The 15,369-nt window shown below is 36.4% G+C and carries 13 protein-coding genes and 7 tRNA genes; 1 reads left to right on the forward strand and 19 read right to left on the reverse strand.

All coding sequences use genetic code 11. The features are described 5' to 3' along the window. Positions 1-55 precede the first annotated feature (55 nt). From ACQKM9_RS06900 to ACQKM9_RS06935, 8 genes are all read right to left on the reverse strand, one after another. Positions 56-763, reverse strand: a complete 708-nt coding sequence (locus ACQKM9_RS06900; protein ID WP_427733647.1) for an ABC transporter permease — start codon at positions 761-763, stop codon at positions 56-58. Continuing rightward, entirely contained in the window at positions 760-1,608 is an 849-nt protein-coding gene (locus ACQKM9_RS06905) for an ATP-binding cassette domain-containing protein (protein ID WP_427733648.1), read from the reverse strand. The genes ACQKM9_RS06900 and ACQKM9_RS06905 overlap by 4 nt, the downstream gene beginning before the upstream one ends. A gap of 145 nt (positions 1,609-1,753) precedes the next feature. Further along, on the reverse strand, positions 1,754-2,713 hold the full coding sequence (locus ACQKM9_RS06910) for a LytTR family transcriptional regulator DNA-binding domain-containing protein (RefSeq protein WP_427733649.1): 960 nt from the start codon (positions 2,711-2,713) through the stop codon (positions 1,754-1,756). A 188-nt stretch (positions 2,714-2,901) separates the two neighbouring features. Further along, complete coding sequence (locus ACQKM9_RS06915) at positions 2,902-4,347, reverse strand: o-succinylbenzoate--CoA ligase (RefSeq protein WP_427733650.1); 1,446 nt, start codon at positions 4,345-4,347, stop codon at positions 2,902-2,904. A 223-nt stretch (positions 4,348-4,570) separates the two neighbouring features. Then, positions 4,571-5,389, reverse strand: coding sequence for a 1,4-dihydroxy-2-naphthoyl-CoA synthase (gene menB / locus ACQKM9_RS06920; protein WP_038188163.1), 819 nt, complete (start codon positions 5,387-5,389; stop codon positions 4,571-4,573). A gap of 26 nt (positions 5,390-5,415) precedes the next feature. Continuing rightward, complete coding sequence (gene menH / locus ACQKM9_RS06925; RefSeq protein WP_427733651.1) at positions 5,416-6,231, reverse strand: 2-succinyl-6-hydroxy-2,4-cyclohexadiene-1-carboxylate synthase; 816 nt, start codon at positions 6,229-6,231, stop codon at positions 5,416-5,418. Continuing rightward, positions 6,219-7,943: a 2-succinyl-5-enolpyruvyl-6-hydroxy-3-cyclohexene-1-carboxylic-acid synthase gene (menD, locus tag ACQKM9_RS06930; RefSeq protein WP_427733652.1), complete on the reverse strand. Its 1,725-nt coding sequence runs from the start codon at positions 7,941-7,943 to the stop codon at positions 6,219-6,221. The genes menH and menD overlap by 13 nt, the downstream gene beginning before the upstream one ends. After that, on the reverse strand, positions 7,936-9,321 hold the full coding sequence (locus tag ACQKM9_RS06935; RefSeq protein WP_427733653.1) for an isochorismate synthase: 1,386 nt from the start codon (positions 9,319-9,321) through the stop codon (positions 7,936-7,938). Before ACQKM9_RS06935 ends, menD begins: the two co-directional genes overlap by 8 nt. Before the next feature lie 454 nt (positions 9,322-9,775). Here ACQKM9_RS06935 and ACQKM9_RS06940 point away from each other — a divergent pair, with 454 nt between their 5' ends. Continuing rightward, the gene (locus ACQKM9_RS06940; protein ID WP_427733654.1) at positions 9,776-10,609 is read left to right on the forward strand and encodes a hypothetical protein; all 834 of its coding nucleotides are present in this window, start codon (positions 9,776-9,778) and stop codon (positions 10,607-10,609) included. An 85-nt stretch (positions 10,610-10,694) separates the two neighbouring features. Here the strand turns inward: ACQKM9_RS06940 and ACQKM9_RS06945 are convergent, their stop codons facing one another. The 11 genes from ACQKM9_RS06945 to ACQKM9_RS06995 all read right to left on the reverse strand — a co-directional run bounded on the left by ACQKM9_RS06945 (position 10,695) and on the right by ACQKM9_RS06995 (position 15,357). After that, positions 10,695-11,627, reverse strand: a complete 933-nt coding sequence (locus tag ACQKM9_RS06945; RefSeq protein WP_427733655.1) for a dipeptidase — start codon at positions 11,625-11,627, stop codon at positions 10,695-10,697. 45 nt (positions 11,628-11,672) lie between these two features. Further along, positions 11,673-12,875, reverse strand: coding sequence for an MFS transporter (locus ACQKM9_RS06950; protein ID WP_427733656.1), 1,203 nt, complete (start codon positions 12,873-12,875; stop codon positions 11,673-11,675). Positions 12,876-13,095: 220 nt separating this feature from the next. Beyond that, a complete protein-coding gene (locus ACQKM9_RS06955; protein ID WP_427733657.1) occupies positions 13,096-13,587 on the reverse strand; it encodes a TraR/DksA C4-type zinc finger protein in 492 nt (163 codons plus the stop codon). 88 nt (positions 13,588-13,675) lie between these two features. Next, positions 13,676-14,440 carry a MerR family transcriptional regulator gene (locus tag ACQKM9_RS06960; RefSeq protein WP_427733658.1) on the reverse strand — a complete coding sequence of 255 codons (765 nt, stop codon included), beginning with the start codon at positions 14,438-14,440 and terminating at the stop codon, positions 13,676-13,678. A gap of 316 nt (positions 14,441-14,756) precedes the next feature. Then, positions 14,757-14,828 (reverse strand) — tRNA-Glu (locus tag ACQKM9_RS06965). A gap of 4 nt (positions 14,829-14,832) precedes the next feature. Next, a tRNA-Ser gene (locus ACQKM9_RS06970) sits at positions 14,833-14,923 on the reverse strand. Between the two features lie 5 nt (positions 14,924-14,928). Next, positions 14,929-15,003 (reverse strand) — tRNA-Asn (locus ACQKM9_RS06975). A 10-nt stretch (positions 15,004-15,013) separates the two neighbouring features. Continuing rightward, positions 15,014-15,090 (reverse strand) — tRNA-Ile (locus ACQKM9_RS06980). 7 nt (positions 15,091-15,097) lie between these two features. After that, positions 15,098-15,171, reverse strand: a tRNA-Gly gene (locus ACQKM9_RS06985). Positions 15,172-15,175: 4 nt separating this feature from the next. Continuing rightward, a tRNA-Phe gene (locus ACQKM9_RS06990) sits at positions 15,176-15,251 on the reverse strand. A 29-nt stretch (positions 15,252-15,280) separates the two neighbouring features. Beyond that, a tRNA-Asp gene (locus tag ACQKM9_RS06995) sits at positions 15,281-15,357 on the reverse strand. Positions 15,358-15,369 lie beyond the last annotated feature (12 nt).

The following is a 15,369-nucleotide window of genomic DNA, read 5'->3' on the forward strand; positions in this document are numbered from 1 at the left end:
GCCTTTAGTTTGCAACAATTTCTTTTGATTTCGTATGATGTAAATAATTTGGAGATTAATCCATCATTCGTTTTTTAAAGGTAACCACTGTAGGTATAGCTGCCACTATAATCCATCCACTAATCACTGCAAATGGCTTAATTAAATCGCTTAAAGCAAAACTTTTTTCAAGTAGCTCTCCCAAAAGAATAATTTGAACACTTGGTAGCCATTCGACAACTTTCAATATAGGGTAATTTTCAATGAACGCCATCCCCATAGGTCCTATTGAAAATATAGCTAGTACGGGTAATACGATAACAGACGATTCCATTACAGACTTAGCGAAAAGCCCTAAAAATGTCCCTACTGCTATATAAAATACCGCAGATAACATTAGTGCTAATGCCATCACTGCTAAATTACCTGGCATATACCCTGAGAAATACATACATCCCCCTACAATAAGCATAGTTGATATAAATGTTAATGTACTTTTACCAATTAGAATTTCAGAAGTCGATGCTGGAGATAACATTAAACTCCTCAATGTATTCTTCTCTTTCTCTTCAGCAATCAAGCAACATTGGACGTAGGTAGCTACCATCGAAAATGTAATGTTAATCGACATAAAGTATCCTTGAATCGTATCGACACCCATTCGAGCATAAATAGCTGCTAAAATAAGCGGTAAAAAGATCATTGATGATACCGCTATATTACGTGAAAACTCCTTGTAGTCTTTCACTAAAATTGCTTGAATTCTTCTAACTGATGTATTCATAGTAGTTCCCTCCCCGTTACTTGTACGAAAATATCCCCTAAACTCGGTTCATTAGTCGATATACGTTCTACTTGATTATTTTGCATCCATTCAAACATTTGTTTAGCATCTTCCGCACCTTTACCAATTATTTCCTTTCTACCATCTAATAGTTCAACTGTTAATGAGTCATCTCCAAATTGGCGTTTTAAGTCGGTTGGTGATCCAATTGCACGTATTGTCCCTTTATCAAGAAAAGCTACACGATTACAAAGTACCTCAGCTTCTGCCATATCATGAGTCGTTAAGAAAATTGTAGTTCCCATCTCATTTAATTTTCGTAATCCAGCATAAATATGATTAGTGTTCACTGGATCCAGCGCAGAAGTCGGCTCATCTAAAAATAACAATTCTGGTTTGTGTAAAATAGCACGTGCCAATGTAACGCGTTGGATCATTCCTTTTGATAAAGTATTAACACGTTTCTTACGATCTTCATATAAGTTAACAAACTTGAGCGCCTCTTCAACTGATGAATCAGGCAAATTATATAATCTACTATATAGTATGAGGTTTTCTTCAATTGAAATCCTCGTATATAAACCACTGTTATCTGTTAAGATGCCAAATCGACTACGTGCTGCAGGTTGTTGCAATGCTCTCGCATCACTATTAAAGACGCGTACATCTCCACCAGATGCAGTAAGTTGCCCAGTTAAAATTTTTATTGTCGTTGTTTTCCCCGATCCACTTGGTCCAAGGAAACCGAATATTTCCCCCTTTTTAATTTCAAAAGAAACATCTCGGATTGCCTTCTCCTTTTGAAAACTCTTTTCCAAATGGCTTACTTTAATTATTGTTTCCATTAGTATTCCCCCCGTATTCGAACTTGACCTAAGAATACAAGAGGCTTCATGATTGTGCATTATATATCGGGTGAATGGCGCTATATGGTGGTGAATGATATCAAATTATGTGTGAATGGAGGTCGATTATTTCCTGAGAAATAATTTATATTCCGACTATTTTCTTCAATTCAACTAACTTACTTTTAGATAAAGGAACATGTGTTCTTTCGTTTCCAGATAAAATTAAGCTGTAGCTGTTTTTAGTCCATGTCACAATTTCTCTAACCTTTTGTAAGTTAACAATATAAGAGCGATGGCAACGGAAGAAACCGAATGGAACTAGACGTAGTTCGAGATCATTAAGTGTTAAAGTACACGGAAATGCATCTCCACTGACATATACATTCACTAATCCATCGACACTCTCAATATAATCAATTTCAGGTGGATTAAATAATATAAACTTGTCATTTAGCTTGGTAGGAATTTTCTCTAATTTAATCAGCTGACTTTCTGTTTCAAGTGTTTTCTCAGATTCTTTTCTCTCTTCTTGTAAATCCAATGGTTCTAAACCCGCCGAATCCAGGCGATATAGTTGATTTGATGAGCTCAACAAATCTTCTAAATTATTCGCCAAAAGATATACAATATATCCTTTCTCCTTTAACGTCATAATGACAATATCAACAATACGTTTAGTTTCAACATCTAGATTTTGAAAAGGCTCTTCTAAAATATGTATAGGTTGTTCATGCATTAATAATTTGGCAAACCGTACTCTTTGAACTTGTACATCATTTAAATCCTTGATTTTCACAGTTTTTTTATCCATTAACCCAGTAATTTTAAGAATATCCTCGATTACTTCATTAGAATTATATAAAGCCCTTTCAAACTTCAGACTTTCCATTACTGTTAATCGTTCATAGCACCCTTCTTTTCTAAAGTGAAGGTTTATTTGATTGTTGTATTGGAGTTGTTGTACAATATACCCTATTTGTTCTACATCAGAGTATATACCGGTTACAGCACCCTCATTAAATGGCAATTCGAATGAAGGACAAATTGTGACACCACCAATAACTGACTCAGGAATAACAATTTGCTGAAAATCTCTTGTCATGATTTTTATCTTCCTCTCACAAATAATAAAATTATACAACATTATGGAAATTAATTCATTTAAACCAATTTACATACATATTTAAAGAACTACTAAATTTGTATTAACGTCAATGCTGTAAATACAAAATTAAACCACCTATGATATTAATCATCATAGATGGTTTAATTAATTTAATTAACTTGATTTTATTCTTTGTTTAATAACTCTTTTAATTTTCTTCGCAATAACTTATTTGAGCCGTTGCGAGGTAATTCACTGACGCTATAAATTTGATGTGGTACTTTATAATTGGCTAAATGTTCCTTGCAAAATGCCAACAATTCATCTACATTTACTCTTTCTTTTAAAACAACAAATGCGTTAGGTACTTGCCCCCATTTTTCATCCTCTACTCCACATACACCAGCTTCACGCACAGCTTCATGTGAGACAAGCACATTTTCAATCTCCGCAGGATAAATATTTTCACCACCGGAAATGATTAAATCTGAACGACGATCAACGACATACAAATAATCTTCATCATCGAGATAGCCAATATCTCCTGAATGTAACCAGCCATTTTCCTGAGAAGGCTTATCTGCAAACCGCCCTATATACCCAGGCGTTACATGCGGTCCACGGATTAAAACCTCGCCTTGATCGAAAGCTTTCTCTGCTCCATCGATACGGATTTGATTGAAAAAGAGTGCTTTACCCGCAGACCCTAATTTACGTATTGCATCTGTACTTGATAATGTTGCTGTTTGAGAGGATGTTTCTGTCATACCATATGTTTGGGAAACTTTAAGCCCAAGCTGTTCCGCTCGCTTCAAATAATCGATTGGAACAGGACCGCCTCCTGCAAGCATTGTTAAAAACTTCGGAGAAACTTTAGCATTTCTAGCTTCCAACTCCGATAAAATTCTTTCTAAAGTGACAGATACAACTGACATTCTTGTTACAGTACCTGCTACTAACTCATTTGCTATTTCTTTGACATTAAATTTAGGATAGAGTTTAATTTCAACACCGTGCAACAATGATTTAGCTAGCATGGAAAATCCACTAATATGAAATAATGGCATTGTACAAAGCCAACAATCATCTTCTACTAAGCCCATATTATAAACGGAGGAAGTAGCACTTGAAACGTGATTCCCTACCGTTTGGCGAACTCCTTTTGGATAGCCAGTGGTACCAGATGTATACATGATTGTCATCGTTTGATTATCATCCCACTCTATTGCAAGATCGAAGTCCCGTTGATGACTTGTATAAATTTCAGTAAAAGTCAATGTTGGCACTTGATTAACCGGCAATTTCTCCACTAGTAAGTCCTCTACTAAAATAAAATCCACTGCCGCATCATCAATTTGATATGCTAGCTCTTTTTCTGTTAATCGTAAATTTAAAAGTACCATCTCACATTGCAAATGCATACAAGCATACATCATCCAAATAATCTCGGGATGGGATGGTGCATAAATAGCTACTCTGGATCTCTGCTTTACGCCACTTGCAGTTAATTTTTTCGATAGCAATAGTGCTTTTTCATTCGCTTCTTTAAACGTCCACTGTTCCTCTTCAAAGCTAAGTGCAATCCGCTCTGGTGTTAATAGGCTACGCTGTAAAAGCCAGTTTGGTATCATTTTTTCACCCCCTGGTTAAATATGTTGATAAAAAAAGCTGCCCTTGGAGGACAGCTTAAAATGACAACTTTTTTGAGCTGTCTTTTGTTGAAGATTACTTGAAGTATTTATTCGACAGTTCCAGCTTCAGGCGATAACTGCTCACAGCTGGACGAGCATTTTGGACCAACAGGATGTTGGTCTTGCAACCGTTACGACAAACTTAAGTTGTCTTCCTTAGCTATTAAGGGAAACGTGGGAACTGGCCAAAGTCTGGTTCGCGTTTTTCTTTGAATGCGTCGCGACCTTCTTTTGCTTCGTCTGTTGTATAGTAAAGTAAAGTTGCGTCTCCAGCAAATTGTTGAAGACCTGCTAAACCATCTGTGTCTGCATTGAATGATGCTTTTAGGAAGCGTAATGCAGTAGGTGATTTAGAAAGCATTTCTTCACACCATTGAACAGTTTCATCTTCTAATCGTTCTAGAGGAACAACTGTATTTACTAAGCCCATATCCAATGCTTCTTGTGCATCGTATTGACGGCATAGGTACCAAATTTCACGCGCTTTTTTATGGCCAACGATTCGTGCTAAGTAACCTGCACCGTAACCAGCGTCAAATGAACCTACTTTAGGTCCAGTTTGTCCGAAGCGAGCGTTTTCTGCTGCGATTGTTAAATCACAGACGATGTGTAACACATGTCCGCCACCAATTGCGTAACCAGCAACCATTGCTACTACAGGTTTTGGTGTGATACGGATTAAATGTTGTAAGTCTAATACATTTAGACGAGGAATGTTGTCATCTCCAACATAGCCACCATTTCCACGTACTTTTTGGTCTCCGCCTGCGCAGAATGCTTGATCGCCTTCACCAGTTAAAATAATTACACCGATATTTGCATTATCACGTGCACGTGTAAATGCGTCGATTAATTCTGAAGTTGTTTTTGGACGGAATGCATTACGCACTTCCGGACGATTAATTGTAATTTTCGCGATACCATTATAAGATTCATACTTAATATCTTCGTATGTACGCTCTGTTACCCATTGACGAGTCATATATATGATCCTCCTACTTGTAATTTTTAAATGTGTTCCTCTATTATTGTAGCAAAAGTTTTAGGATTTTCCACATGAATTGCATGTCCAGCTTTTAGTACGACTTCATGTTTACAATTTTGGAATAAATTTTTCATGTCGACAGCTTTTTGATAAAACTTCTTATCTAACTCTCCTGTTACTAAAACAACTGGTTTAGTAAAGCATGTCAACTCATCCCAATATGAATTCTGTTGTCCTGTACCTACGCCTCTTAAACTATTTGCTAAACCTCTTTCATTTTGCAATAATCTCTCTGCACGAATTTCCTCTTGAATGTCTAGAGATAAGTTTTTTTGAGATTCGAATAGGGATATGTTCTCCCAATAATCCACAAATGCTTGTATACCCTTTTCTTCAAGAAGCTCTGCTAGAATATTATCAGCTTTTACTCTAACAGTGCGTTCTTCAATCGTTCGCAAACCCGGTGAAGCACTTTCCAAAATAAGTTGCTCAATTGTTTCAGGATATTGCAAAGCATAAGCTAATGCAACGCGCCCTCCCATAGAATAACCTACTAACGTGAATTTATTGATACCACGTTGTACCAACATTTCATGTAAGACTGCAACTTGCCTCTCCATAGAATAATGTTCTACGTTTTTCGGGCTATCTGTGTAACCATGACCAATCAAATCAATTGCAATGATACGTACTTGATCACTCATTGAACTTATTACTTTATCCCAAGTTGTAGAGCTACCAGTAAAGCCATGTAAGAATACAACGGTTTTTTCGACACGCGGATTAATAATTTCATAATGCACATTTAAGCCGTTTACTGTCATTATTACGCTTGCCATTTTGCATCTAACTCCTCACCAATCGCTCTCCATAATTTACGGTGTGTCTCAACATTTACTTGGCGATTTGTAAATACTTCTATCAAACGTAGCGGTTTTTGTTTTGGTGTTTGTAACACGTCTACAAATGCATCTTTTGTTTCTACAGTCTGATATTCTGCACCGTACATTATCGCGATTTCTTTAAAGTTAAGTCCTGAAGGCGTTCCGAATAATTCTTCATAATGGGCTTCTTCTGTAGCTTGTGCTAAATATGAGAAAATACCACCGCCATCATTATTCATCACAACGATCGTCATATCACACCCTTGATATCGTGTCGTGATTAATCCATTTACATCATGTAAAAACGCTAAATCACCAATCAATAAATACGTTTCACGCTGTCTTGCAAGTTGCACACCAAAAGCAGTAGATACAACACCGTCAATGCCATTTGCACCTCGATTGGCAAAAACTTTTACATCCTTTACCATTTTATTAAAAAATGTATCTACATCTCGGATTGGCATACTACTACTAACAAATAAATCACTTGCTTCAGGTAAATTTGTAAATAGTGTCGCTGCCATTGCACCCTCATCAGATTGCTCTTCTAAATACTGCTCAATATGCTTTGTTGCAATTTCATTTGCAACAATCCATTTAGATTTATAAATAGTATCGATTATTGACTTAACAGTGACATCTTCTAACCAGTCACTGACACTAGCATGTATGTGGTGTGTTGCAATTGCTAAAGAATCACGGAACATCGGATCTTCATCTATTACTATAAATGTATCTGGTTTAACAAAAGTTAAAAATAATGAAAGAGGTTTTGATACTAGCTGTGCACCAAAGCGAATAACAGTATCAGGTGCCATCGAATTTTTAAAAGCCTCGTTTTTCAAAATAGCATCATACTGATCAATGATATAATCCATACAATCTTCAGGAATATTCGAGCGTAAATGAGATAGGCTCTCTACAAGAACTGGCCATTTCACCTTTCGAATAAAACCCCAAACAGCTTCTAAGTCCGTTCCTGGATTCATCTCACCAAAGATTAATAATCCTTTTTCAGCTTTGTTAATTGCAACCTCTAATGTATTAAATGCCTTTTTCGAAGGCCGTAATTCAGCTCCGTAACTTTCCACAAAGGTTCCGATTGGTAATGTCTCTTGGAAATTGATGAGTAGTGGTTCACGGAAAGGTACATTAATTTGTACAGGGCCAGCAGGTGCAGTCGTCGCAATCGACATCGCACGTGCTATATGGCGTTCGATAAATGCCATTGTCCCTGTTGATGTATCTGGTAGTGGAAAGTCCACTGACCATTTTACATGCGTACCATATAAATTTACTTGATCGATAGCTTGTGGTGCTCCAACTTCACGTAATTCATGTGGACGATCCGCCGTTAATATGATTAAAGGTACACGAGCATAGCTCGCTTCTACAATTGCAGGGAAGTAGTTTGCTGCCGCTGTTCCTGATGTACAAACTAGCACAACTGGTCTCACACTTGCCTTTGCAATACCTAATGCCAAAAATGCTGCAGAACGCTCATCTACTTGACGGTATAAATTAAATTCCTTTGAAGAAGCAAAAGCATAAGCAAGTGGAGTTGAGCGTGAGCCTGGACTCACAACTACATCTCGTGCACCTGCCTCATATAATGACGCAACGAGCTTATAAACATAGCTCGTTAAAGTATCTTTCTCACTCATGTAATTGTCCTCCTAAAGCTCGTAACATCGGACGGAATTTCACTAAAGTTTCATCATATTCACTGCTTGGTTGTGAATCAGCCACAATGCCACCACCAGCATATAAAAATGCTTGATCTTTAGCTAATAGAGCCGAACGAATAGCTACTGCAAATTCCCCGTTACCTTGAGTATCTAACCACCCAATTGGAGCTGCATAGAGACCTCGATTCATTGGCTCATATTCTCGTATTACTTCCATAGCCTTCATACGGGGGACGCCCCCTAAAGCCGGTGTTGGGTGCAATGTTTTTACTAATTGTAAAACGGTCGCTTCTTCTTTCAATGGACCTTCAACTGGTGTAAACAAATGTTGTATATCTCTAATTTTCAATAGCTGAGGCGCATTTGGAATTTGATAACTTGCACAGTTTTCTTTAAATGTCTGCAAGATCATATCCACTACATATTGATGCTCGGAAAGATTTTTCGTATCATTTAATAAGCTTTGTCCTAGCAAGTCATCTTCTTCAGCCGTTTTCCCGCGTTTGATAGAACCTGCAATACATGAAGAGTAAGCATACTTATTCGAAACTTTTACTAAACGCTCTGGTGATGCTCCGAAAAACAATTTACCTTGTTCTTCTAGGCCAAATAGATAACTATCTGGCTGCTCCATCATTACTTGTGACAACACATTAGGAGATGTTACTTGTTCTTCAAATTGTAAAGCGAGCGATCGTGCAATAACAACTTTATCTGCTTCTTTTTGGCGTATTAAAGACGTCACCTTGTTGATTGATTCCAAGTATTCTTCTTTATAAGGCTCATAACTACCCTTAATTTGTGGCTTGGCATATGTTTTTAACGCCTTTACTTGCGCTGTATGAATCAATTCATCACGCTCTTTGCGTAAGGCATTAAGAGCTTCTGTCATATTCACTTCATCAGTGATCAAATGAATACTCACATAAGCTTGATCATTTTTCACTACAAGTTGATATGTTGCAACAGCAAAAAAAGCTTCAGGGAAACCTGTCCATTCACCTGACACTTCATTTTCCGTATCAAATGTAAAGCCCCCAAACAAAATTGGTTGAATACTATTTTCATCATTCACAACATTTTGCGTTAGCTTTTTCCATTGTTGTTCAACGTCATCAAATCTATGTTCTTTTGCATCGCTTGAAATTGTATGAGCATGACCCAAACCTGCAAGCGTAAATGTTTTTTCACGATTTTGCCAAAAAAATCGTTGCCCAGCAAATGATTGCTCACCCGCTTCAAAAAAGGCGAGCGCTGACAATCGACTTACTTCTATTGTTTCTGTATGAAAATATAATGTCGATTGCTCCGTTTCAATTCGGTCGCCGGTTGTTGCTAACAACTTCCGATTCATGAAAATTCCCTCCGTCAACGGATTCCACCAATTAATGGAATCCACTCGTACATACTTAAATATCCTATACTATCATACATCTTTATTGGCAATTCGGCACTTCATTTGCAAAGTTCAATTGCATTTTCTATGTATTTTCGTCAGTAATTTACTAAAAAGTTCTAATACAGCTAAAATATAAACGTCGTGATAGATTATGTCATGAGGTTTTATCTACTAACATATATTACATATGAACATTCGGATTTACATGCAGGTTTGAAATCAATATTACAAAATGAATAAAAACTGAAGATGAGGAGTTGTCACTACGAGAAAACAATTAGATGCCAAGCAACAAAAGACAGCACTTATAAAAGTAAAACGAAATCTATTGAAGAAGTCGCATTTCTTTGTAAGCCTTGCAATTGCTTTCTTATGCCTTTTTGTAAGTAATACCACTATTTCTCCTGTAATGGCTAGTAATGAAAAGAAGTTAGCTCCCATTATTTTAGATATGGGTGGGACTTCGGTGGCGCGGGAAATTTTTGATACTTTAAACAGCGCAGAATATGAAATTATAAGTGTCGGAGTAATACCATATCCTCATACCATAACTATTTCTCTCCATCTAACCAATGAAGAATTGGAAAAAGAAAAACCAATAGTGACAAAGAAAGTTGAAGAAATTTTGGCAGCCCACTATATTGACGATTATAAAATCAAAATTGAAAAATTCGAAAACGTTCCTCCTAATGATTTGCCATCTGAAAGTGAAGAAATCAGTAAAGAAATGATGAATCTCTTCCCTATCATTTTAAAAACCATGAAAAAATTTGGTTATAATACAACACCTAGCATAGGATATAACGGAAAAAAATCTGGAGTCCTCATTATAGAATTACCTAATACTGAAAAAAGAAAAAAGACTATAAAGCAAGCTGTAGAAAAGGCTTTAAAGAAGGAAAAGGCTAAATTTAAAAAAGTTGAATTTAAACTGTATAACAAATCTAAAAGACTTCAAGATTATAGATGGAGTCCAATCATTAACACTATTTCTGATAATATTGTTGGGAAAAGTGATTACATGCTGAAAGGTATAAGTTATCAAATAAAGAATGGAAAGACCTTTATTTCTTTAAATACGGGGTTAGACAAATCTAAGACTGAAAATGTCACTTATTTAAAAGAGACTCTAAAGAAATTTTTCTCATTAGAATCAACTAAAGCCCGGATAAAGAATGATAATTATGATTTAATTATTTACGGCAAAAATAAGCAAGTGCTAGTGAAAATAACAAAGAATTAACTTCACTGCAGAAAAATGATTTTTTATTTTTTTTTATAAAAAAACGTCATGACAGCTGCGTCATGACGTTTTATAATATTTATTTTTATATTTTTTTCACATAAGATAAGAAGTTATTACGCGCGATACCTTTCACTTCATCCTCAGAAAAATGTACTTGCAATTTCTCTACCAAATTTTGAGTTTGAGATGCATTATGTAAATTCTCTACAAACTGGGGAATGCCGTCAAAATCTGATCCTAGCCCTAAATTCTTTACACCAACTACATTCGCTAAATGCACAAAATGTTGAATCAATGCCTCCATCGTAGCTGATTCAGTATGATTGACAATGAACCCTGGATAATAAACTAGATGAATATGACCACCATGTTCTACAAGAGCCTTTGCCTGCTCATCCGTTAAATTACGAGGATGATCACATAATGAACGTGCATTCGAATGACTAGCAATAATATGTTTAGCTATCGGTATCACATCCCAAAATCCTTGCATATTCAAATGTGATACATCTATGAGAATGTCACGTTCATTTAATAATGCAACAACCTCTTTTGCAAAATCCTTCAAACCTAAATCAGGGTCATTTTGTGCACCGTAAGCAACCGCATTCTCATTATTCCAAGTGAGGCCTACTAATTTCACTCCTGCGTCTAATATAGCCTGTAATTTGAATAGATCGGCTCCGATGGCATCACAACCTTCTAAAGTTAAAACAGCTCCAATTTCACCTTCTTGTAGCGTTTCTAGTTGATGCCAATCTGTAATATGTACCATTTCCGGATTTGGAGCAAGCACTTGTGTTTGGAATAATTCAATTTGGCGGAGTGCCTCTAAGTATTTTCTTCCTTGAGGTACATCTTCATCTACGAAAATCGCAAAAAATTGTACCTTCACATTTCCTTGCTCTAAGCGTTCTAAATTTGCTTGTAATTGTGGTGCATTTCTAAAATTAAGTGGTTCTTCGGCTATGGACAATTTCCATAACACATCACAATGCAAATCGATAATATTCATATGTCGTACCCCCATTAGCTATCTTACTGCACATATTATACATGGTTACGATGTTTCAGCATAATATCGATTTTTTGGTTTTTGAAATACTTGTGTGCACAATATGATTGACAGTAGCACTGCTATTGCCGAAAATCCTATAGCCACCATTTGTAAAGAAAACCATTCAGCTAGAGCTCCGATAATAAAAGTAAATGAAATTTGTAATATACTTAAGAACATTGCTGTAACACTACCAAACCGCCCCATAATTTCTGTTGGCACATTTTTTTGATAGAACGTATCATATCCTGAGTTGGCGAATGACATAAAGAACCCTAAAAAGATAAATGCTGCAGTTGCTGTCCAAAACCCTACAGAGCTGTAAAATAATAAATAGCCAACTGTTGTCATCAACATACCTATGGCAAAGTACGTTTGTAATGATATTTTTTTCACCAACATTGCTGATATAGATGCCCCAATAATCGAGCCTATGCCCGTAATGCTAACGATTATCCCATACATTTGATTAGATAATCCTAAGTTCTGCTTTATAAATGTCACCTCTTGTGAATCTAGAGAAAAAGCAATCATTAAAGCAACTTGGAATAATAAATATACTTTTATAAAATAATGATCTTGTGTGATATACGACTTAACAACTTGCCAATCTGCTAACATCACTTTTAATGTAATTGGTTCACGCTTTAATATTGTTTCGTCTTCGATATTTGGTAACAGGTAAATACAAATCGCACAACATAAGAATGTAACTGCGTTAATCACGACACATATCGTTGTCCCAACTGTTGCGATTAGTATACCCGCAAGCGCTGGGCCGATTAAAAAAGAACCTGAATTCATCATACTCATGATTGAATTAAATCGTCGTCGATCGGTTTCCTTTACATACTTCGTAATATAAAAAGTAGAGCTGGGTCCAAAAAAAGAACCTGCCATATTTGCAACAAATATTATGGTATAAATAATCCAAATCGATCCCATAAAAGGCACAAGAAGCACAAGTATACCTCTTATCACATCAGACAATATCATTAATCTTCTCTTATTCTGCCTATCAATTATGGAGCCAGCAAAGAAATTCGTTAGTAACTTTGCAACAGGACCTACAATATAGATACCTGCAACTGCTGCTGCTGATTTGGTCATATCAAGAACCAATACATTCAACGCGATTATGTAAATCCAATTTCCAAAAAACGAAACGCCAATTCCACTAAGTAATAAAGAATATTTTTTCCACATTTCTATTTTCACCCCTTATTTAACAATTGGTTGATGAAACTGTAATTAAACCTCCCCTACACACAATAAAATCTATATATTCCCATTTTACAATTATGTACACTTAATATATATGAAATTTTCTGAATAATTCAATAAAGAAATTTCTAATTTCATATAATTGTCATTAATTTTGCGCACAACAAAAATGGAACTGTATCTTCACAGTCCCATTTTTGCATTACTCTATTTGATCGCTAGGTGAATCAGAAGAACCGTATGCTTCTACTTCTAGAAAACTGTCCTCATTATCAACAATCGATCTTACATCCTGTATAGGTCTCTCTGTTGAAGCGTTTAATAGTTCCTCCTCAACAGGTCTGTCAGTAGGTACCTTATTATCTGGTACATGTTCAACACATGTAAGTGCTGTTGGAATCGCCTCTAATCGACCAAATGGAATGTCTTCTCCACATTCGCTACATTTTCCATAAGTACCATCATCAATTGCCCGCAACGCAGTCTCAAGTTTTTCAATTTGCTGTTCATTGTGTTCGCCTATTGCCATTTCTGTTACTTGATCTGTTAAATCAGTTGCTTGATCTGCAGGATGGTTGTCATAATTGGATAACTCTGTTGACTCTGGCGGTTCATGTGTAAATTTTCTTCCCTGCAATACAAATAATTCTTGTATCATTTGATTTTTTAAAGTTTGATATTTTGTGTTCGTCATTTTATTCCTCCATTAATATAACCTATTTATTATTATTTCCTATATTTTTTAAATCAAACATAAAAAAGAGTACTGCTTTTGCAGTACTCTAATTGTTCATTCCAGTATAGATTAAGATAGCCTCTCTTAAAAGTTGCGCGGTACCAGTTTGCTCTTTGTCATAATAGCTCGTGAAACGTTCATCTGCTAGATACATTTCTGCAAGTCCTGCATGTGCTTCTTTACTATACTTTGGCCAATAATACATCAACCATCGCTTATGTGTTTCAGCAGCACGCTGAGCAACATCACTATCAGCTTGACCAGTTTCCATTGCTCTCTTTAATAAACTCATCACTTCTTGCTCTAATGCTTGCACTTCTTCATATTGCTGTTCGGTCATTTTTCGCACTTTATTATTTGAAGTATCAACTGTAGCATCTCCGTAATTTTGTCGTATCTCTTGGCCATATTGTTTTTCATTATCTAAAATCAATTTTTCCTTTAAACCTTCAAACTTTTCTTCGTTTGACATTTGAATTCCTCCATTCAAAGCACTGATCGTTTTAGTTACTGTTGTTATCATGACATCTAATTGTTGGCGTTTCTCCATTAATGCCTTATAATGCTCCATTAGGGCATTCTTATAGTCAAAATTCTCGACTGTTATGATTTCTTTAATGACTTCTAACTTAAAACCTAATTCACGATAAAATAAAATCTGCTGTAACAAATCAATTTCTTCTTGACCATAAATACGATAACCTGAAGAATTTACACGTGCAGGCTTTAACAATCCAATATCATCATAATAACGCAAAGTTCTTGAACTAACTCCTGACAGCTGAGCAAGTTTTTGAATCGTCATTTCCATTTCTTTTCACCTCCATATTTCTACTATATAGTTTGACGTAACGTTAAGGTCAAACTTAAATAAAATAAAAAATCTCAGTATCGGCAAACAGCCATTACTTAGTATGTCACTTCATATATTTGTGTAGATTTTCATCTTGCCTAGTGATTAACAACAACTAAATTTTAACGATTTTATATACTGTTACAGTCTTTTCGTAATCTGCAAAAATTGTTTTATCTCATTTAAATAGTACATAAATATCACCTTTTCAAATTACTTTCTAAACGCAAAAAAACCATTAGAATCAAATACGATTCTAATGGTTTTTTAAGTATGACCCCTACGGGATTCGAACCCGTGTTACCGCCGTGAAAGGGCGGTGTCTTAACCGCTTGACCAAGGGGCCTATATGGCGGAGAAGGAGGGATTTGAACCCTCGCGCCGCTTACGCGACCTACACCCTTAGCAGGGGCGCCTCTTCAGCCACTTGAGTACTTCCCCATATATGGCTCCGAAGGTAGGACTCGAACCTACGACCGTCCGGTTAACAGCCGGATGCTCTACCACTGAGCTACTTCGGAAAAATTTTAATGGTGGGCCTAAATGGACTCGAACCATCGACCTCACGCTTATCAGGCGTGCGCTCTAACCAGCTGAGCTATAGGCCCATAAAATTGGAGCGGGTGAAGAGAATCGAACTCTCGACAACAGCTTGGAAGGCTGTGGTTTTACCACTAAACTACACCCGCATCATGGTGGGTCAGGACGGAATCGAACCGCCGACACTTAGAGCTTCAATCTAATGCTCTACCAACTGAGCTACTGACCCATGATGATTAATACAATATTTTTAAAAAATGGCGGTCCGGACGGGACTCGAACCCGCGACCTCCTGCGTGACAGGCAGGCATTCTAACCAACTGAACTACCGGACCATTTGGTTGCGG

The sequence above is a fragment of the Viridibacillus sp. NPDC093762 genome (assembly GCF_050279675.1).
Lineage (GTDB): Bacteria > Bacillota > Bacilli > Bacillales_A > Planococcaceae > Viridibacillus.

Excerpts from the sequence above, each read along its gene's own strand:
- ACQKM9_RS06905 (WP_427733648.1), bottom strand. The coding sequence starts at position 1,608 with ATGGAAACAATAATTAAAGTAAGCCATTTGGAAAAGAGTTTTCAAAAG.
- menD (WP_427733652.1), bottom strand. The coding sequence starts at position 7,943 with ATGAGTGAGAAAGATACTTTAACGAGCTATGTTTATAAGCTCGTTGCG.
- ACQKM9_RS06910 (WP_427733649.1), bottom strand. The coding sequence starts at position 2,713 with ATGACAAGAGATTTTCAGCAAATTGTTATTCCTGAGTCAGTTATTGGT.
- ACQKM9_RS06960 (WP_427733658.1), bottom strand. The coding sequence starts at position 14,440 with ATGGAAATGACGATTCAAAAACTTGCTCAGCTGTCAGGAGTTAGTTCA.
- ACQKM9_RS06915 (WP_427733650.1), bottom strand. The coding sequence starts at position 4,347 with ATGATACCAAACTGGCTTTTACAGCGTAGCCTATTAACACCAGAGCGG.
- ACQKM9_RS06900 (WP_427733647.1), bottom strand. The coding sequence starts at position 763 with ATGAATACATCAGTTAGAAGAATTCAAGCAATTTTAGTGAAAGACTAC.
- ACQKM9_RS06940 (WP_427733654.1), top strand. The coding sequence starts at position 9,776 with ATGGCTAGTAATGAAAAGAAGTTAGCTCCCATTATTTTAGATATGGGT.
- ACQKM9_RS06935 (WP_427733653.1), bottom strand. The coding sequence starts at position 9,321 with ATGAATCGGAAGTTGTTAGCAACAACCGGCGACCGAATTGAAACGGAG.
- ACQKM9_RS06950 (WP_427733656.1), bottom strand. The coding sequence starts at position 12,875 with ATGTGGAAAAAATATTCTTTATTACTTAGTGGAATTGGCGTTTCGTTT.
- menH (WP_427733651.1), bottom strand. The coding sequence starts at position 6,231 with ATGGCAAGCGTAATAATGACAGTAAACGGCTTAAATGTGCATTATGAA.
- menB (WP_038188163.1), bottom strand. The coding sequence starts at position 5,389 with ATGACTCGTCAATGGGTAACAGAGCGTACATACGAAGATATTAAGTAT.
- ACQKM9_RS06955 (WP_427733657.1), bottom strand. The coding sequence starts at position 13,587 with ATGACGAACACAAAATATCAAACTTTAAAAAATCAAATGATACAAGAA.
- ACQKM9_RS06945 (WP_427733655.1), bottom strand. The coding sequence starts at position 11,627 with ATGAATATTATCGATTTGCATTGTGATGTGTTATGGAAATTGTCCATA.